At 60.1% G+C, this 18222-nt stretch carries 16 protein-coding genes and 1 pseudogene; 14 read left to right on the top strand and 3 right to left on the bottom strand.

Annotation, left to right across the window (positions count from 1 at the left end; translation table 11 throughout):
* Window positions 1-50: 50 nt before the first annotated feature.
* The 7 genes from F3Y30_RS21660 to F3Y30_RS21630 all read left to right on the top strand — a co-directional run bounded on the left by F3Y30_RS21660 (window position 51) and on the right by F3Y30_RS21630 (window position 6471).
* On the top strand, window positions 51-1571 hold the full coding sequence (locus F3Y30_RS21660; RefSeq protein WP_203427253.1) for an aldehyde dehydrogenase family protein: 1521 nt from the start codon (window positions 51-53) through the stop codon (window positions 1569-1571).
* Window positions 1572-1722: 151 nt separating this feature from the next.
* Complete coding sequence (locus tag F3Y30_RS21655) at window positions 1723-2673, top strand: substrate-binding domain-containing protein (protein WP_203427252.1); 951 nt, start codon at window positions 1723-1725, stop codon at window positions 2671-2673.
* A 69-nt stretch (window positions 2674-2742) separates the two neighbouring features.
* Complete coding sequence (locus tag F3Y30_RS21650; RefSeq protein WP_203427251.1) at window positions 2743-3762, top strand: ABC transporter permease; 1020 nt, start codon at window positions 2743-2745, stop codon at window positions 3760-3762.
* Window positions 3762-4493, top strand: coding sequence for an ATP-binding cassette domain-containing protein (locus tag F3Y30_RS21645; protein WP_203427250.1), 732 nt, complete (start codon window positions 3762-3764; stop codon window positions 4491-4493). The genes F3Y30_RS21650 and F3Y30_RS21645 overlap by 1 nt, the downstream gene beginning before the upstream one ends.
* A 31-nt stretch (window positions 4494-4524) precedes the next feature.
* The gene (gene kduI, locus F3Y30_RS21640) at window positions 4525-5367 is read left to right on the top strand and encodes a 5-dehydro-4-deoxy-D-glucuronate isomerase (protein WP_203427249.1); all 843 of its coding nucleotides are present in this window, start codon (window positions 4525-4527) and stop codon (window positions 5365-5367) included.
* Window positions 5364-6119 carry a 2-dehydro-3-deoxy-D-gluconate 5-dehydrogenase KduD gene (gene kduD, locus F3Y30_RS21635; protein ID WP_203427248.1) on the top strand — a complete coding sequence of 252 codons (756 nt, stop codon included), beginning with the start codon at window positions 5364-5366 and terminating at the stop codon, window positions 6117-6119. The genes kduI and kduD overlap by 4 nt, the downstream gene beginning before the upstream one ends.
* 10 nt (window positions 6120-6129) lie before the next feature.
* Window positions 6130-6471 (top strand): cupin domain-containing protein, encoded by a 342-nt coding sequence (locus F3Y30_RS21630; protein ID WP_203427247.1) that lies wholly within the window; start codon window positions 6130-6132, stop codon window positions 6469-6471.
* 307 nt (window positions 6472-6778) lie between these two features.
* Here F3Y30_RS21630 and F3Y30_RS26660 read toward each other — a convergent pair whose 3' ends face one another.
* Window positions 6779-6907, bottom strand: coding sequence for a hypothetical protein (locus tag F3Y30_RS26660; protein WP_281435472.1), 129 nt, complete (start codon window positions 6905-6907; stop codon window positions 6779-6781).
* Window positions 6908-7636: 729 nt separating this feature from the next.
* Between F3Y30_RS26660 and F3Y30_RS21625 the strand changes: the two genes are divergently transcribed.
* On the top strand, window positions 7637-8311 hold the full coding sequence (locus tag F3Y30_RS21625) for a L,D-transpeptidase (protein WP_203427246.1): 675 nt from the start codon (window positions 7637-7639) through the stop codon (window positions 8309-8311).
* On the top strand, window positions 8308-8862 hold the full coding sequence (locus tag F3Y30_RS21620) for an OmpA family protein (protein ID WP_203427245.1): 555 nt from the start codon (window positions 8308-8310) through the stop codon (window positions 8860-8862). Before F3Y30_RS21625 ends, F3Y30_RS21620 begins: the two co-directional genes overlap by 4 nt.
* Before the next feature lie 256 nt (window positions 8863-9118).
* Here F3Y30_RS21620 and F3Y30_RS21615 read toward each other — a convergent pair whose 3' ends face one another.
* Both F3Y30_RS21615 and F3Y30_RS26490 read right to left on the bottom strand, forming a co-directional pair.
* Window positions 9119-10057: a hypothetical protein gene (locus F3Y30_RS21615; RefSeq protein WP_203427244.1), complete on the bottom strand. Its 939-nt coding sequence runs from the start codon at window positions 10055-10057 to the stop codon at window positions 9119-9121.
* Between the two features lie 879 nt (window positions 10058-10936).
* A pseudogene (locus F3Y30_RS26490) lies at window positions 10937-11602 on the bottom strand (septal ring lytic transglycosylase RlpA family protein); the annotation flags it as partial.
* A 492-nt stretch (window positions 11603-12094) separates the two neighbouring features.
* Here F3Y30_RS26490 and F3Y30_RS21605 point away from each other — a divergent pair.
* The 5 genes from F3Y30_RS21605 to F3Y30_RS21585 all read left to right on the top strand — a co-directional run bounded on the left by F3Y30_RS21605 (window position 12095) and on the right by F3Y30_RS21585 (window position 18213).
* Window positions 12095-13117: a LacI family DNA-binding transcriptional regulator gene (locus F3Y30_RS21605; RefSeq protein WP_203427242.1), complete on the top strand. Its 1023-nt coding sequence runs from the start codon at window positions 12095-12097 to the stop codon at window positions 13115-13117.
* Window positions 13118-13167: 50 nt separating this feature from the next.
* Entirely contained in the window at window positions 13168-14403 is a 1236-nt protein-coding gene (locus tag F3Y30_RS21600) for a sugar ABC transporter substrate-binding protein (RefSeq protein WP_203427241.1), read from the top strand.
* Window positions 14404-14502: 99 nt separating this feature from the next.
* The gene (locus tag F3Y30_RS21595) at window positions 14503-15417 is read left to right on the top strand and encodes a sugar ABC transporter permease (RefSeq protein ID WP_203427596.1); all 915 of its coding nucleotides are present in this window, start codon (window positions 14503-14505) and stop codon (window positions 15415-15417) included.
* Window positions 15414-16277: a carbohydrate ABC transporter permease gene (locus tag F3Y30_RS21590; protein ID WP_203427240.1), complete on the top strand. Its 864-nt coding sequence runs from the start codon at window positions 15414-15416 to the stop codon at window positions 16275-16277. Before F3Y30_RS21595 ends, F3Y30_RS21590 begins: the two co-directional genes overlap by 4 nt.
* Window positions 16278-16290: 13 nt before the next feature.
* Window positions 16291-18213: a glycoside hydrolase family 127 protein gene (locus F3Y30_RS21585; protein WP_203427239.1), complete on the top strand. Its 1923-nt coding sequence runs from the start codon at window positions 16291-16293 to the stop codon at window positions 18211-18213.
* The last annotated feature ends 9 nt before the right edge of the window (window positions 18214-18222 follow it).

The raw sequence follows: 18222 nt of genomic DNA, 5'->3' as shown, positions 1-18222 counted from the left end.
CCGGACCAACAGGGAGGGGTCGGCGCTCTTCGCCCGGCCTTAGGAAGATATTGCTGTCGAATTTCATCGCACCCGATTCCACTGATCCGCGGTTGAACATTAAATCCCGCTACAGGATGCTTGTCGATGGCAAGTCCGTCGATGCGGCATCGGGCCGAACGATTGATCGGGTGAGCCCGGGTCATGCCGGCGCCGTGGTCGGCACCTGGCCGGAAGCCTCCGCCGATGACGTGCGTCTGGCGATCGCGGCGGCTCGCCGCGCCTTCGATACCGGCCCCTGGCCCCGCATGTCGGGTGCCGAACGCTCGCGTCTGATGTTCAAGGTGGCGGACCTTATCCTCGTGCATCAGGAAGAGCTGGCGCTTGCCGAAAGCCTGGAGGTCGGCAAGCCGATCGCCCAGGCCCGTGGCGAGATCGGTTTCTGCGCCGATCTCTGGTCCTATGCCGCAGGGCAGGCCCGCGCGCTGGAAGGTCAGAGCCACAACAATATCGGCGATGACCGCCTTGGTCTGGTGCTGCGCGAACCCGTCGGCGTCGTCGGTATCGTCACGCCCTGGAACTTCCCCTTCATCATCGCTTCCGAGCGTGTGCCGTGGGCAATCGGCGCCGGCTGCACGGTCGTATTGAAGCCCTCTGAATTCACGTCCGGCACGTCGATCCGCATGGCGGAACTGGCGCGTGAGGCAGGCATCCCCGATGGCGTCTTCAACGTCGTCACTGGTTACGGTGATCCGGCGGGCCAGGTGCTGGCGGAAGATCCGGGCGTCGATATGGTTGCCTTCACCGGCTCGGTTCGCGTCGGCACCAAGCTTGGCGAGATCGCCGCGCGCAGTGTCAAACGCGTTGGCCTGGAGCTTGGCGGCAAAGGCCCGCAGATTGTCTTCGCCGACGCCGATCTCGAGGCAGCGGCAGACGGGATTGCCTATGGCGTCTATCACAATGCCGGCCAGTGCTGCATTTCCGGCAGCCGGCTGCTGGTTCAGGAAGGCATCCGCGATGCGCTGATGGAACGTCTGCTCGACATTTCCCGTAAGGTGACATTCGGCGATCCGCTCAATGAGCGCACCAAGATCGGCGCGATGATCTCGGAGGTGCACGCTCAGAAGGTTCACTCCTATGTGGAGGCCGGCCTCGCATCGGGTGCCGAGCTGCTTTTGGGCGGTGAGCGGGTCGGCAAGGACACGGGGTTTTACTATGCGCCAACTGTCTTTGCCGGGGTGAAACCCGAGATGTCGATTGCGCGCGAGGAAATCTTCGGGCCGGTTCTATCGACCTTGACGTTCAAGACAGCGGACGAAGCGGTGGCGATGGCGAATGCCTCGGAATTCGGCCTGTCCGCCTGCGTCTGGTCCACCAATCTCGAAAACGCGCTGCAGAGCATTCGCCGCATTCGTGCTGGCCGCTGCTGGATCAATAGCGTCATTGACGGCACGCCGGAACTGCCGATCGGCGGCTACAAGAAGAGCGGCCTTGGCCGTGAACTCGGCCGCTATGGCTTTGATGAATATTCGCAGTTCAAGGGCGTGCACGTCACGCTCGGGCGCCCGGCGCCGTGGTTCGCGCCACAATAGCGGGACAGAAAAATGGAGCGTTTTCGCCTTTGGAGTAGGGCGGAAAGGCTCAGGAGGAAAATCTCGGCTGGCGTGATCTTTGGTCGGAGCCCGCCAGCCGAGACTTGGGTCTTGTGGACCCGCATTGCACATCCAAAGGGAGGATACGCAAATGAAATTGACCAGGTTGAGAACCGCTGCATTGGCCGCGGGCCTTGCCACCATGATGACATCTACGTCGCTTGCCGCGGACATCAAGGCAACGATGATCATCTACCTTGATCCGAGTGTCCAGTTTTTTAATCCCGTGGTGAAAGGGGCACAAGACGCGGCCGCTCAGTTCGGCGTCGATCTCGACGTCCAATATGCCAACAACGATCCGGTGCGCCAGAACGACCTGATCGAAAGCGCGACGGCAAGCGGCGTCGACGGCATCGCCGTTGCCATCTCCTCGTCGGATGCCTTTGACGAGAGTATCTGCTCGGCGGTCAAGGCGGGCATCATCGTCATCGGTTTCAACAATGACGACCTTGACGGCGCCAAGGGCAATTGCCGCCAGGCCTATGTCGGCATGAACGAATTCGCCTCCGGTTATGAACTCGGCAACCGCATGATCAAGGAATTCGGACTGAAATCCGGCGACGTGGTCTTCAATCCGCGTGAAATTCCCGAAGCAAGCTTTGCCGTTGCGCGTGGCGGTGGCATCGAGAAGGCGATGACGGAAAGCGGCATCAAGGTGGAGACGGTGCGTGCCGGCCTCGATCCGGCCGAAGCGCAGAACATCATCGCGCAGTTCCTGATCGCGAACCCGAATGTGAAGGCACTGTTCGGGACCGGTTCGGTGACCTCGACCGTCGGCGCGGGCGCGATCAAGGATGCGGGCGTCAACATCCCGTTCGGCGGCTTCGACCTCGCGGTCGAGATCGTCAATGCGGTGGAATCCGGCGCGATGTTTGCGACCATGGACCAGCAGCCCTACCTCCAAGGTTACTACCCGATCGCCCAGATCGCGCTTGCCAAGAAGTATGGCCTGACCCCGACGGATGTCGATACGGGGCAGGGCGCCTTCCTCGACAAGTCGCGCATCAGCTCGGTCAAGCCGCTGATCGGCAGCTTCCGCTAGCAGCGTCCAAGGGAACCTGCCGGAAAAGCCGGCAGGTTTCCGCTTCCCCAAACGATCGAGTGCCAGACCGTGACACCTATCCTTTCAGAAAGTGCCGCGCCCCGGTCGCGGACCCAGAGACAATCGCTGCTCAAGCAGATCATGGGCATGCCAGCGGGAGCGATCTTTCTCGTCTTCGTGACGCTGCAGATCGTCTGCATTGCCGGCGCGCTGCTCTACCCGGATGATTTCCGCTATCTCTCGCCGCAGAACCTGACGATCCTCATGAAGGCCGTGCCGGTGCTCGGCTGCCTGGCGCTCGGCGCCGGCGTGCTGATGATTGCCGGAGAGTTCGATCTTTCCATCGGCTCCGTCTACACCTTCACCGCCATCCTGATGGCGACCCTCGTCGAGGCGGGTTGGAGCGCCTTCCTTGCTGCGCCGGTTGGCATTGTTGCCGGGGTGCTGATCGGGCTTCTGAACGGCAAGATCACCCTGCGTTTCGGCCTGCCGTCCTTCATCGTGACACTGGGCGGGTTGCTGTTCTGGCGCGGTGCGGTGCTGCTCTACAACGGAGCCGTACAGGTGAGGTTCGATCCGGAGCCTGTCTTCTCCAGCCTCTTTGCCGGCACGCTGCTCGGCGTGAACGCCGCCTTCATCTGGATCATCCTGTTCGTCGTCGGCTTCCATTTCCTCCTGCATCGCCACCGCTTCGGCAATCACGTCTTCGCGACAGGCGGCAATCGCGGTGCAGCCGAGGCAATCGGTATCAACACCGACCGGGTCAAGATGATTGCATTTGCGATTGCAGGCGGCATGGCGGCGATTGCCGGTATTCTCGCCACGGCGCGTGTTGGCAGCGTGCAGCCCGGTCAGGGTGCGGGGCTCGAACTACAGGCCATCGCAGCCTGCGTAATCGGCGGTCTCTCACTGCGCGGCGGCCGCGGCTCGATCATCGGCATCTTCCTCGGTGTGCTTTTGATCCACACCATCACCGACGTGTTGTTGTTGCTGCGCGCGCCCGGTTTCTACCTCGATATGTTCATCGCGACGCTGATCGTGCTGGCCGCCATCTTCAACCATCTCATCGAGCGGCGGGGCCTTGCGTGATGTCCAATCTTCTCGAACTGCACAATATCTCCAAAAGCTTCGGCGCGCTGACGGCGCTCCGCAATCTCAGCTTCCACATCGGCGAGGGTGAGGTGGTGGGCCTGCTCGGTGACAACGGCGCCGGCAAGTCGACGACGGTGAACCTGATCTCCGGCATTCACAGGCCGACGGAAGGCTATCTCACCGTCGATGGCAGGAAGACGATGTTTACCTGCCGCTCGGACTCGGCCGATGCCGGTATCGAAACAATCTACCAGCACACCGCGCTGGTAGACAGTCTCTCGATCACCCGCAACATCTTCATGGGGCGCGAGCTGACGGATCGCTTCGGCTTCTTGCGGCAGGCAGAGATGCGCGAGATCGCCATGGAGGTGCTGCAGAATGCCGTGCATATCTCCGGGATCGATTCTCCCGATACGCTCGTCGGCAATCTCTCCGGCGGCCAGAAACAGGCCGTCGCCATAGCCCGCGCCGTCTACTTCAAGAAACGGGTGCTCCTGCTCGACGAACCGACATCGGCACTCTCCGTGCGCGAGACGGAGGCGCTTCTGAACCAGGTGCTGAAGCTGAAGGCGGAGAACGTCTCCAGCGTGCTGGTGACGCACAATATCTATCACGCCTACCAGGTGTGCGACCGCTTCGTGATCATGAGCCACGGCACCAAGGTCTTCGATGTCCAGAAGGCCGATACGACGATCAATCAGCTGACAGAATATGTCGTGCTCACCTGACCCCATTCCCTAGAAACAAGAGGCATATGCCGTGACAATTTCCGTATCAGTACGACAGGTCGTTGGGCCGGAGGATACCGCGAGGCGCGACACGCAGGGTCTGCGGGATGGTTTCGTGATAGAAGAACTGTTCCGGCCCGGTGAAGCCAATCTCACCTACAGCCATCTCGATCGCATGATCATCGGTGGCATCGTGCCGGCATCAGCAGCTTTGAACGTCGAGCGGGTTCCAGAGACAGGAACAGATGGGTTTCTGGATCGTCGCGAGGCGGCGATCATCAACATCGGCGGGGCCGGCACTGTCTGTGTGGCCGGGAAGGCCTATGAACTTGGCTTCCAGGAGGCCCTCTATGTCGGCATGGGCGAGGGGGCGCTGAGCTTTGCCAGCATCGATCCCGTCGAGCCGGCGCTTTTCTACCTCCTCAGTGCTCCTGCCCATCGCACCTGCCCGACCGTGCATATCAAGCGTGACATGGCGAAAAAGGTAAAGCTGGGTTCCGCGGACGAATCCAATGCCCGCACGATCAACCAGTATGTGCATCCCGATGTCTGCGAAAGTTGCCAGCTGCTTGTCGGGCTGACTGTGTTCGAGCCGGGCTCTGTATGGAACACCATGCCGGCGCATGTGCATGACCGGCGTATGGAGGTTTATCTCTATTTCGGCATGCAGGAGGCGACGCGCGTCTTTCACTTCATGGGAGAACCGGGCGAGACGCGGCATGTCGTCCTTAAGAACCATGAAGCCGTGCTGTCGCCGGGGTGGTCGATCCATTCCGGTGCCGGCACGGGGCGTTACGCCTTCATCTGGGCCATGGCCGGCGATAACATGAGTTTTACGGATATGGACCGGGTGCCGATGGAATCGCTCCGATGAGCCTCTTTGATCTTACCGGCCGCTGGGCAATCGTCACCGGCGCCAATACCGGTATCGGTCAAGCCATTGCTATTGGTTTGGCCGACGCCGGTGCCGACATCGTCGGCGTCGGGCGATCGGCAATGACGGAAACGGAAGAGAAGGTGGTGTCGGGCGGCCGGCGATTTCTCTCCACTACGGTGGACCTCTCCTTGGCCGGCAAGGCGGGAGACGTGATCGGGGAGGCTTTGGCGTCGGGCGCCACGCCGGATATCCTGGTCAACAATGCCGGCATTATCCGCCGTGCCGACGCCCTGGACTTTACCGAGGAGGATTGGGATGCGGTGCTCGACACCAACCTGAAGGCTACATTCTTTCTCTGCCAGGCTTTTGCAAAGGCGGCGATTTCGGCAGGCAGGCCCGCAAAAATCATCAACATCGCGTCGCTTTTGTCGTTCCAGGGCGGAATTCGCGTGCCGTCTTACACCGCTGCCAAAAGCGGTCTTGCCGGGCTAACGAAGCTGATGGCAAATGAGTGGGCCGCCAAAGGCATCAACGTCAACGCCATCGCGCCCGGTTATGTGGAGACGAACAACACTACGGCGCTCAGGGCGGATGCGGAGCGGAGTGCCGACATATTAAAGCGCATCCCTGCCGGACGCTGGGCGCGGGCTGACGATATGGTCGGAGCCGCGGTCTTCCTCGCGGCATCCGCATCCGACTATGTGCATGGCACCATCTTGCCGGTGGACGGCGGCTGGCTTGCCCGCTGAAAGGACCGAAATGCAATATTACACCCTGCCTGAAAATACCGTCTGGACAGAGGTCGCCCCCGGCAACCGTCGCGCCGTGTTGAGCGAACGGCCGGAGATGATGCTGGTCGCCTTCAGTTTCGAAAAGGATGCTGTCGGCGCCCTCCACTCCCATCCGCATACGCAGGTGAGTTATGTCGCCGAAGGAACCTTTGATGTCACGGTCGACGGCGTCACCACTCGCCTTGGGCCGGGGAGCAGTTTCATCGTTGCGCCGAACCTTGTTCATGGCGTAGTGGCGCTGACACCAGGCCTTCTGATCGACACGTTCACGCCACGCAGGGATGATTTTCTCATCGGTGCGGCCGGTTGATCTCAGACTTCTTGCGACAGAGACCGCTCTCTGCTCGATAAAGTGACAACTCGTGTTGTTTGTCCATATCGGCTCCACTTTTCCAGAAGTTGGAGCCTCCGGTAGACCCGGTGTGCCCACCGAGCGAATGGTGCCAGCACTCTGTACGGGCGCCGGTCGCGCCCAGGAGCAAGGGCACCTTCATATCCCTGTCTCAGCAAGAGTGGGCTGAATTGACACAGGGGTCAAACTGTTGAGTGGTTGCTCCACTCAGTTGAAGCAAATCACCACCCGAGAGAAGGCCGACCTAGGTGCGGTCGAACGCCCCTCAGTACCGAAGAGCCGCGAAGATCATTGCGGTTGGGACGCCCACCGTGAAAAGGGTGGCAGTCACGATCGATGCCAGCTTCCACCTGCGGTCACGCTTTGCCTGCGCCTCATCCCATTGATATCGCATGCCATCCTCCTCGTCCGTCCGCGCTATCCAACCATTCGGACAAGGAAGTGTCGAGTCGCACCAATCGAGAGGCAGCTGCGATCCGACAATGTCTCAGGTATGCGTCCATGGAGGGGAATGCTTTTGTCCTTTCTTGCTTTGCCTACGGAGGACAAACGCTCTCCCCTTTTGCGACCGAGATAACCTCAAGTTTCAAACTGGCCACTGAGATCAGATCTTCGTGGAGTTTGTCTTTCTAATTTGCCGCATCGACCGAGCGAGGCCCCTTTCTGGACTGTCGGACCAGGGCTAGATACATCGCTCGATCCCTGACGCCTGCACGAAAGAGTTGCAAGATGCGTTTTGCGACTTCATCGGCAACTGCCGACCGTCGAGCAATACGCTCCTGAACGCATAACTCGTCGAAAATATCCCGCAACGAGGCGAGCTCAGCGGGTGTAATCGAACTGTGTTCCTTGTCGAAATACGGCATCGTGCTTCCTCCCGTTCAGCGGGGGACTTTGCGCTTCAATCAGGCCAGATGAAAATAAACTCTGACATACCACCCGCCTCGAAGACGCTGCCTTTGATAGGCTTGCGTCACGTCTTACACCAGCAGAAGTCAGAATTCGTCGGCATTCCCGGAGAGAGGCAATCGTCTATCTTGAGTGTTGGGGAGTTTTATATTGTGGCAAATTAGAAATCTGTTTTACTGGCGCTTCGCTACCTGGCTTTAGGGGGATATTGCCGATGGTGTGGACTCGCAGGGACCTCATGCTTGGCGGTTTGGCGCTGTTAGCCGCCGATGCTATCCAGAAGCCGGCATTCGCCGCAGCGGCTTCATATTTCTCCGGCACCTCCGTCGACAATGGCGTGACATTCCGAAGCACCAACTTTGCCAAAATAGACAGGAAGTGGCACCGCCAGGTCGTCAAGTACTTCAGCAGTGAGCCAATTGGTACGGTCGTCGTGGATACCACGCATCATTTTCTCTATCTGATCATGGAGAACAAGACGGCTATCCGCTATGGCGTCGGTGTCGGTCGCGAAGGCTTCAAGTGGTATGGCCGCGCCACGATCGAGCGGAAAGCGCTCTGGCCGCTTTGGACGCCGCCGCCGGAGATGCGTGAGCGCCACCCGGAGTTGCCTGAATCGGTGGAGGGGGGCTCACCGAAGAATCCGCTTGGCCCGCGCGCCATGTACCTGCTGCGCGATGGCGTCGATACCGGCTATCGCTTCCATGGCACTCTTGAGCCGGGCAGTATCGGCAAGGATGCCTCCAGTGGCTGCATCCGCATGTTCAACGAGGATGCCATCGATCTTTATCAGCGCTGCCCCATCGGCACTGCGGTTCAGGTTTTGCCACATATTGCCGACCAGGCCAAAAGTGCCGATCAGGTCAGCCAAGCAACCCCGGTCGAATGAGGAATATCCCCGTGATGCTTACTTTGACCGGATACGCGAGGCCGCTCGCGTGTGCTGCCATGCTTCTAGTTCTCGCCGCCTGCAAAAACACAGATATCGCCGCACTGGAAGAACCCGCTGTTGTGCCGATGACCGGACAAACCAACGATCCAGCGCCGGGCTTCGAGAGCGTTTCGGCAGGCAGCGAGGAGGATTTTATCCTGAATGTCGGCCGTCGGACCTACTTTACTCAGGATTCCGCGACGCTCGATTCCGTCGCCATGGCAACGTTGGACAAGCAGGCGGCCTGGCTCAACAGCAATCCACGTTGGCTGGTGAAGATCCAGGGGTTTGCAGATGATTCAGGAACTGCGTCAAAGATGGTGACGCTATCTCAGAAGCGCGCCGATGCGGTGCTGGCCTACCTCGTGTCGAAGGGCGTTGACCCCAGCCGTATGTGGGCCAAGGGTTACGGCAACGACCGCGAGGTCCGCGATTGCACGGAGCGCTCGTGCAAGGTGCAGAACCGGCGCGTGGTTTCCAATCTGCGCACGGAACGGGACACGCTCTGATAGGCAGGTCGCCAGCCTCCTTGGAGAAGCACGGGCCTCGCACAGTTAAGACGGAACCTTGAGGATATCTCCGCTATCTGCCGGTAGCGGTCGTTGATCGTTGCCGCTTCTCGCCAGGTGCTGAGAGCTGAGAGATCGCAGGTTTCGGCTGCCTTCGCTTGACAAGCATCGCGGGAGCTGTTGCGCGAGGGAGTAGCGCGCTCGAACCTACGGCGCGCCGCTCCTTTCTAGTTTTCTGTACCTTCGCCACCTGTTCTCACGGTGCCGGGGCTACGACTACCTGCTCGGTCACTTCTTCGGTTTCGGCATCGGTGACAGGATCGACTTCATCCTCACTTGCCTGGTCGGGCTGATCATCCGCGGGCGGTTGGGTAACCAATGTCTCTCGCACCTGGTCGATCTTGCCCACGGCGGGGCCGACGCCGAGGACATCTTTTGCCCACGCCATCACTTCTGGATCGGCCACGACGACATTGCCGGGTTGCTGCACGGTGCCGATGTCCTTGTTGGCTGCGGCCAGCAGAGCGGCGCTGAGAGCCTCGTCGCTGAGCGCAGGGTCAGTCGGGATGGCATCGACGCCGTTGTCCAACTCGAATTGAGCATAGGCAACGACATAGTCGCGAATGGCAGCCATGCGCGGATCGTTGGAGTTTAGGTACGCATGGTAGTTGCGCTTCAGCGAGTTTAGTCCGCCGAGCTTCGAAGCAAGATTGGGCGTTTCATTCAGGACGGGTTCTTCCACCTCGACCACGGGAACTTCCGCCACGAGCGTCGGCTTCTCTGGTTTCGGCGTGGGCTTGGCAGCCTTCAGAAGCGCCTTCTCGGACTTCTGTGAAACCTTCGCGGTCTCCGTCACGGACTGTTTCGACGTGGTGCGCTTTTCCTCACTCTTCTGGATGCCGAAGAGCTTCCCAAATGCAGTCGCGATCGGATCGCTGGACTTGCTCGAACTGCTCTTTTCGCGAGATGACGTGCCGGATTTTCCGTGACCAGCCGAGGCATGGCTCTCACTCTTGCCGTTGCCGCCGCCGTGGCCAGCGCCATTACCCCCGCCATTTCCCCCGCCATTGCCGCCGCCGTTCCCTCCGCCATTGCCGCCACCGTTTCCGTTGCCCGCGAGGGCGGTCGACGCCGTGAGCTTGAAGGGGCTATTCAGGTCTACGCCGACGGGCATGGCCGCGATTGTTGCAGACACGCAGGCCGCCAAGGCCAGACTACCGATTTTATGCATTCGCAATTCCTCCGAATCATGCGCTTAACAAGCCCCGCCAGACTGACTGTAGTCACTTTGGCACAGATTTGTGACTGCGTTGGCGAAGTCAGGGAGCCAATTGGTAATCTCACCGATCGTATGCCCCCGGGACCGTTGATTTTGTTGTCGGCAAGCTCGACCAAGCTTTCGCTTAAAGAGTGCCGTCGCAATGCCGAAATTGCCCCCTTGTGGAAATCAAGGCGCGTCAAGCGGCGACTGAGAACCCTGTATGTTCTCAAGCCACTTGGTGGTGCCACAGCTAATTTAGACATGACTTCGTGCACTAAGGGTTGGCAAAAACGTTAAAATTGCTGGAGGTTCACGGCGCTATAGATCGCGCGACACTACCAGTGGGTCATGCCCGCCTTAGACCCAAAGCCGTCACGGAGATGGCTCCATCCTTGGCCCGGTCAAGACGCGTTTCCAGGCGATAGACGGTAGTTGCCCCTCGTTCCTCGGGAAAAATGGTGTCCCTTGCCAGCGATAGCCATTGAGCCGAGCGCGACGCCGCTTCACAAAGATGGCGTCAGTCAAAAACGTATTGCGATCGCCGCCTGACAGAGGGAGAGCCGGGATCTCGCACGTTTGGCCACCATCACTGTCCCCGTTCCGACAGTCGCGAACTTCGCCGGGCTGACGGACGTCGAACGGGCCGGGCCGTGGAGAGCTTGTTTCGTCATCGAGCCAAGCGATCTCGGTGTTTCGTGACGTCCAGGCACTTTCCGCGGCTGGCCGTTTCAAAGCAAAGGGGACGATCTCAGGCAACGTTTCGCGTTTCTCGCCGCTTCGCGTCTTTCTGTGAACGTCCGTTGACGGATCTAAGGCCACGATCACCCCGGTTCCGATCTGAAGCTCGGGATTGAGCCTGAAGATGTCACCCTTCTTGGCGTACGAGGCCATCAGATAGGGCATATCGTGTCCATCCAAGCGCGCGCGGCCGACATACTGCACCCTGACGGAAGCTGTGCCGCGATGCTTCAGGTCCAGCATGTCGGCTGCCTTGCTGGAAACGTCGATGAGACGCCCCTTATGGAAGGGACCGCGATCGTTGACGCGCAGAATGAGAGAGGAACCGTTTTCGAGATTGGTCACGCGTACATAACTGGGCAAGGGGAGGGTTGGATGCGCGGCAGACAGGTGCTCCTTGTCGTAGATCTCGCCGTTTGCGGTCAGGCGTCCGTGGAACGCCGAGCCGTACCAGGAAGCTATCCCCGTTGTGTCATACTTCGGATCTTCCCTCGGATAGTAGCGCTTGCCTTTCACCACATAGGATCTACCGACGACATAGCGGCTGCTGCCCCGCTGAACATGTTTTCGGTGCGAAGCCGGCCGACCCGCCTTCACACCAAAAGTCTTTTCGGACCGGTATCCCTTACTGATGGGCTGAGACGGCTCGTGTGCGGTCGTACACGTGGTACAACAAGCACAGACCATAGCAATCACAAGGCAACGGGTGGCATTGCCTGCCCTACTTGCATACCTATCCATGTTTTCAACGCCAGCGAGGGCCGTCCATGCGTCTGCCTGGTCAAGAGTACAAGGCTCCTGACTAGCAAGCGCACGTTGCTATTGCGCGCTTTGGTCGAGAGGCAGACGGAGAGCAGCTGAAAGAGTGCTGCCGCACTCTGTGAACGTGCCGCTTGGTCGCTCCATCTTTGAACTATTTGCCAAATCAGGCTGGGCGCCAAAAGTTCCGCTTGGACATGCGAATTTTCGACGTGCCTGCCCTCAGGCCTGAAGGGGGCTCGGGGAGGGTGCCTCACTATATCGGCGCAACCACACCATGCCGATTGCGTGCGGAGCTGTCGCACCATCTCACTCGGCCTGTGTCCATCGTAGTTCAATCACTCCAACCTCGATGGCAAACCGCAAAGCCGGGAAGTTCGGATCTGTGTCGACAAAATATTTGAGAAAAGGTTTTACCATATTGACATTCGGTCTGCGCAAAGGTTTTCTCATCGAACCTTGGAGGAGGTTCGGTTGACTGTTCAGCGCAAAAGAAATGCACGTGCAACGATCCATGACGTCGCTCGCGAGGTGGGCGTCAGCGTGTCGACCGTGTCCAAAGCGTTGAACGACAGCGGTCGGATGGCGGTCGAGACGCGCGCAAGGATTAAGCAGGTGGCAGAGGATATCGGGTTTCGCCCGAGCGCCCTCGCGCGCGGATTGCTGTTCAATCGCTCCTTCACCATCGGCCTCCTGACGAACGATACCTACGGCCGTTTCACGCTGCCTGTGATGGCGGGCGTGTCGGAAGCCTTGGTCGACAAGGGTGTTTCGGTCTTCCTGTGTGCGATCGAGGACGATCCGGCGCTTGGCAAGGTCCATGTCGACGCGATGCTCGACAAGCAGGTGGACGGCATAATCGCCACTGGCAAGCGCATCGACCGGTCGCTTCCGGTCGATCTGTCCGGACTTTCGGTCCCGGTCGTCTACGCCTTCACCGAGGGGGCGCCGGATAGCGTCACGCTGACGTCGGACGATGCGCACGGAGCGGGCCTCGCGACTGAGTGGCTGATCGGGCTTGGCCGCAAAAAGCTGGTTCACATTACGGGACCGGAGGACTTTGCTTCGGTGCGCGAGCGTCGAAAGGCCTTCCGCGCGCATGCGGGTGCCGATGCCGAGGTGCTTTGCGGTATCTGGGCAGAAAGCTGGGGGCATGAAGCGATCGCCGAGCTTTGGGCGCGAGACGCTGAGGAAAGGCCGGATGGCATCGTGTGCGGCAATGACCAGATCGCCCGCGGCGTGATCGATGCTCTGCGCGAACGCGGCGTGCGGGTGCCAGACGACGTCTCGGTGGTCGGCTTCGATAACTGGGAGATCATGGCTGCCCAGGCCCGGCCCCCGCTGACGTCTGTGGACATGAACCTGAAGGAATTGGGCAAAGAGGCGGGCCGGACCATGCTGGCGCTCGCCGAAGGTAAATACGTCGAGCCGGGCCTGCGCAAGCTGCCATGCCGACTTGTCGTACGGCGGTCCTGTGGAGGCAGGCAGTCGGAATGAGGAGAGGAGGCGGGGCGTCACTGACGCTTCCCGCAATTTGGAGGAAAGTCATGCTCAAGAAACTTCTGTCCGCGACCTGCCTGTTTTCGGTCGCGATGCTGTCAACCGCTTCGGCGGAAACCGTTTCCATGTGGGTGCGCTCGGGTATCGGCGATTCCTTCAAGGAAGTCGTGAAGGCCTATAATGCGAAGGGTGGCGACACGGTGGAACTGACCGAAGTACCCTTCGCCGAACTGGTTCAGAAGTATGCCACAGCGATTGCCGGCGGCCAGGCACCCGATGCGTTGTCGCTCGACCTGATCTACACGCCGGCCTTCGCCGCCGCAGGCCAACTGGAAGACCTGACCGACTGGGCAAAGGCGCTGCCCTATTTCAATGCCCTTGCACCGGCTCATGTGAAGCTCGGAACCTTTGAGGACAAGATCTACGGTTTGCCGCTGTCGGTAGAGACCTCGATCTTTGCCTGGAACAAGGATTTGTACCGCAAGGCGGGTCTCGACCCGGAGAAAGCGCCGGCGACCTGGGAGGAAATCACCGCCAATGCGGAAAAGATCCGCGCGCTCGGCGATGACACCTATGGCTTCTATTTCTCCGGCGGCGGCTGTGGTGGCTGCATGATCTTCACATTCACGCCACTTGTCTGGGGCGCCGGCGCCGACATCCTTTCGGAAGACGGCAAGAAGGCGACGCTCGACACGCCGCAGATGCGCAAGGCCGTCGACTTCTACCGTGGTCTCGTTGCCAAGGACACCGTTCCGGCCGGTTCGGCCAGCGACAACGGCGTCAATTTCCTGTCGATCACCAATGGCAAGATCGGCCAGCAGAGCCTCGGTGCCTTTGCTATCGGTACGCTCGTGACGCAGCATCCCGAAATCGACTTCGGCGTGACGCTGATCCCCAGCGTCGACGGCAATTCATCCTCCTTCGCGGGCGGTGACAATTTCGTCGTCACCAAGGGCACGCCGCGGCTCGACAAGGTGAAGTCTTTCCTCGAATACACCTATTCGCTCGAGGGTCAGAAGATCATGGCCAAGTTCGGCAGCCTGCCGACGCGCTCTGACATTGCAGACGAAGTGCTTTCCGGTCTTGATCCGCGCCTCGGCGTGGCAATGAAGGCGGTCGCGGTGGCCAAGACGCCCTACACACTGCAGTTCAACGACCTGATCAACTCGTCAAACGGCCCGTGGGCAACCTTCATCAATGCCGCAATCTACGGCGACGATGTGGACGGTGCCTTCGCGAATGCGCAATCGGAAATGCAATCCATCATCGACGCAGCGCAGTGAGCTGTCGACGTGGGACGGGCATCTCTCCCGCCCGAACTGCGGGAGGAGCCGAAAGGCTCCTCCTTCGATCATCCAAGCAAGAGTGACCGAAGAATGACGATGCTCACAAACGCATCAAGGCCGCCTCGTGCGCGGCGTCGCGCAAGGAGGACAGGCTGGACCGGTCTGCTCTACATTGCGCCTGCGATGGCGTTGGTCACGATCTTCTTCGTGATCCCGGTACTGTTCACGCTCTGGATGAGTTTTCACCGCTGGCCACTGCTCGGCGCGCCGAGCTGGATCGGTTTCGGCAATTATCGCCGCATGCTGACGGATGCGCGGTTCTTCACGGCCCTCGGTTTCACCGCCCACTATACTGTCGTGGTCACGATCGCCATTTTCGCCGTCGCTTTCCCGCTGGCTCTTTTCGTCGAGAAGCAGAGGTCGTTCATTTCCGTCTATCGCACCATCATCTTTCTGCCTGTCGTCGTCGGCCTTGCTTCGGCTTCCCTCCTTTGGGTTTGGCTGGCGAATGTCGATAGCGGCCTTTTTGCGCCCCTGTTGCAATGGATGGGGCTGACAGGGGGACGGATCAATCTGCTTGCGACTTTCGACATGGCCTTCCTCACCATCATCGTGATGGTGGTCTGGAAGATCGCCGGCTTCACCATGATCATTCTCCTGACCGGCCTGCAGGCGATACCTGCCGAACTGACGGAGGCAGCGCGCATCGATGGTGCGCGGCGCTGGCAGCGCTTCCGGCACCTGACGTTGCCGCTGATGCGTCGCACCCTGGCCCTGGCGTTGATCCTGTCGATTACGGGATCGATCCTCGCTTTCGACCAGTTCTACATCATGACCTCCGGCGGGCCGCAGAACCGGATGATCTCCGTGGTCTACTATATTTTCAACCAGTCCTTCGTCTCCTTCAATCTTGGCTATGGTTCGGCCCTGTCCATCGCTCTTCTCGCCATTCTCGTTGTCATCAGCATCGCGCAGCTGAAGCTTCTCAAAGTGGGAGACGATCGCCCATGACCAACCGACGGCAGATCCGCGCCCGCAAGGCGTTCTGGAACCGAATGGCCTATCACGGCGTCGGCATCGGCACGGCGTTCTTCTTCCTGGCGCCGTTCCTCGTCAGCTTCCTTGCTTCGTTCCGGCAAAACAGCGAGAGCGGGCAACCGCCGCTGCCGCCCTGGCCAACCTCCGGTATCAGCATTGACGCCTATCGCGCGCTGGACGGGTTCGGCTCCGGCGTATGGCAGCACACGCTCAATTCGCTCGTCGTTTCTCTGGGCACGGTGGTCTTGACGGTCGTGGTCAGCCTGCTCGCTGGCTATGGCTTCTCGCGCTATCGATTTCCGCTGAAGAACGCACTGTTCGTGCTGATTATCGCCACGCTGATGATTCCCTTCCAATCGATCCTGACGCCGCTTTTCATCATCCTGGCAAAGCTCGGTCTCAACAATTCGCTGTTCGGACTGATGCTGATCTACGTAACGCTGCAGCTGCCCTTTTCGGTCTTCATGATGCGCAACGCCTTCGACGCGGTGCCGAAGGAGATCGAGGATGCCGCGCGCATCGATGGTGCTCGCGACCTGAGGCTGCTCGTCCGCGTCCTGATGCCGCTGGTCATGCCGGGCGTCGCGACGGTGTCGATCTTCGCCTTCCTCAATGCATGGAACGAATTCCTGGCCGCTCTCGTGCTGCTTTCCAGCAATGAAAACTACACACTCCCGGTCCTGATGACGGCCGTGCGGGCGGGGCGGCTTGGTGCCATCAACTGGGGTGCTGTGCAGGCCGGCGTGACCGTGATGGTCGTGCCCTGCCTCTTCGTCTTTCTTCTTCTGCAACGCTACTACATGCGCGGGCTCATGGCCGGCGCGGTGAAATAGGGAAAGTGAGTCCATGAACATGAGCCGTAAAGATCGCCAGTTTCGCCCTGTTGCTGTTCCGGATGTCGAGGTCGCGGGGTTCTGGGGCAAATGGCAGGATGCCGTTTGTGATTCCACTGCAGAAACGCTGCTCGATCGTTGCGTGGAGGCCGGCATGCTGCGGGCAATCGACGTCGAGCAACCGAGCCCCGGTGTCGTCATTCCGATTCTTGAGTGGGGCGGTAGCACGCAGATGTTCTGGGATTCCGATCTCGGCAAGTCGATCGAGACGATTGCCTATTCTCTCTACCGCAAGCCGAACGCACGGCTGGAGGCTCGGGCGGACGCCATCATCGACCTCTATGAGCGGCTGCAGGACAGGGATGGCTACCTGAATGCCTGGTTCCAGCGCGTCCAGCCGGACCGGCGATGGACGAACCTGCGCGACCACCACGAACTCTACTGTGCCGGTCATCTGATCGAGGCTGCGGTTGCCTACTACCAGGCGACGGGCAAGCGTAAGCTGCTCGACATCATGTGCCGCTACGCCGACTACATGATCAAGGTCTTCGGTCACGGCCCGGATCAGATACCCGGTTACGACGGCCACGAAGAGATTGAACTGGCGCTGGTCAAGCTCGCCCGCGTAACCGGCGAAAAGAAGTATCTCGATCTTTCCAAGTTCTTCGTCGACGAGAGGGGAGCCGAGCCGCATTTCTTCACGGATGAGGCAAAACGCGACGGTCGCGACCCTCGGAACTACATCCAGAAGACCTACGAGTACGGACAGGCGCATCTGCCGGTACGCGAACAGACGAAGGTCGTCGGCCATGCGGTGCGGGCCATGTATCTCTACTCGGGCATGGCGGACATTGCCACGGAGTACAAGGACGACAGTCTGACTGGTGCGCTCGAAGCGCTCTGGAACGATGTCGTGACGAAACAGATGTACATCACCGGCGGTATCGGCCCGGCTGCATCCAACGAAGGGTTCACGGACTACTACGACCTGCCGAACGATACGGCCTATGCCGAAACCTGCGCCTCGGTCGGCCTTGTCTTCTGGGCGAACCGGATGCTCGGTCGCGGCCCCGACAGGCGCTACGCCGACATCATGGAACAGGCTCTCTACAACGGAGCGCTGCCGGGCCTGTCGATCGACGGCAAGACCTTCTTCTATGACAATCCGCTGGAATCAACCGGCAAACACCATCGCTGGAAATGGCATCATTGCCCCTGCTGCCCGCCGAACATCGCCCGCCTCGTTACATCGATCGGTTCCTACATGTATGCAGCGGCGGAGGATGAGATCGCCGTGCATCTCTACGGAGAGAGCACGCTTCGGGCCGAGCTTGCCGGCGGAACGAAAGTCACCCTGAAGCAGGACACCAACTATCCCTGGGACGGGGCTATAGGGTTGACGGTTACGCTCGCCGCGCCGGCCCGCTTCGCCCTGTCGCTGCGTATCCCCGAGTGGGCGACAGGCGCGACACTGAGCGTAAATGGAGAGATGCTGAGCCTTGCCGAAATCGTCAGTGATGGTTACGCCCGCATCGAGCGCGAATGGACGGACAATGACCGGGTAGCCCTGTTCCTGCCACTTGCGCTGCGGCCGCAATATGCCAACCCGAAGGTGCGGCAGGATGCCGGTCGAGTGGCTCTGATGCGCGGTCCGCTGGTCTACTGCGTGGAGGAGACCGACAACGGTCCCGACCTGAATGCCATCGTCGTGCCGAAATCTCTGCCGCAGGCGCAAACGGAGGTGCTGTCCGAATTGAACGGCGCTGTCGCCATCGACCTTGCTGCCGAGCGGGATGATACCTCAAGCTGGGGCGAGGCACTCTATCGCACGATCCCGGCGGACCGATCGGCAGCCAAGGTGCGCCTCATACCCTTCCATCTGTGGGACAACCGCGCGCCAGGCGGCATGCTCGTCTGGCTGCAGGCCGAGAAATAGGGCGGGACT

The sequence above is a fragment of the Sinorhizobium sp. BG8 genome (assembly GCF_016864555.1).
GTDB lineage: Bacteria > Pseudomonadota > Alphaproteobacteria > Rhizobiales > Rhizobiaceae > BG8.
This window is presented reverse-complemented; position numbering and strand designations above follow the sequence as displayed.

Coding starts and splice junctions, on each gene's coding strand:
- F3Y30_RS21600 (WP_203427241.1), top strand. CDS start 13,168: ATGCTCAAGAAACTTCTGTCCGCGACCTGCCTGTTTTCGGTCGCGATG.
- F3Y30_RS21655 (WP_203427252.1), top strand. CDS start 1,723: ATGAAATTGACCAGGTTGAGAACCGCTGCATTGGCCGCGGGCCTTGCC.
- F3Y30_RS21595 (WP_203427596.1), top strand. CDS start 14,503: ATGCTCACAAACGCATCAAGGCCGCCTCGTGCGCGGCGTCGCGCAAGG.
- kduD (WP_203427248.1), top strand. CDS start 5,364: ATGAGCCTCTTTGATCTTACCGGCCGCTGGGCAATCGTCACCGGCGCC.
- F3Y30_RS21585 (WP_203427239.1), top strand. CDS start 16,291: ATGAACATGAGCCGTAAAGATCGCCAGTTTCGCCCTGTTGCTGTTCCG.
- F3Y30_RS21630 (WP_203427247.1), top strand. CDS start 6,130: ATGCAATATTACACCCTGCCTGAAAATACCGTCTGGACAGAGGTCGCC.
- F3Y30_RS21625 (WP_203427246.1), top strand. CDS start 7,637: ATGGTGTGGACTCGCAGGGACCTCATGCTTGGCGGTTTGGCGCTGTTA.
- F3Y30_RS26660 (WP_281435472.1), bottom strand. CDS start 6,907: ATGCGATATCAATGGGATGAGGCGCAGGCAAAGCGTGACCGCAGGTGG.
- F3Y30_RS21645 (WP_203427250.1), top strand. CDS start 3,762: ATGTCCAATCTTCTCGAACTGCACAATATCTCCAAAAGCTTCGGCGCG.
- F3Y30_RS21620 (WP_203427245.1), top strand. CDS start 8,308: ATGAGGAATATCCCCGTGATGCTTACTTTGACCGGATACGCGAGGCCG.
- F3Y30_RS21590 (WP_203427240.1), top strand. CDS start 15,414: ATGACCAACCGACGGCAGATCCGCGCCCGCAAGGCGTTCTGGAACCGA.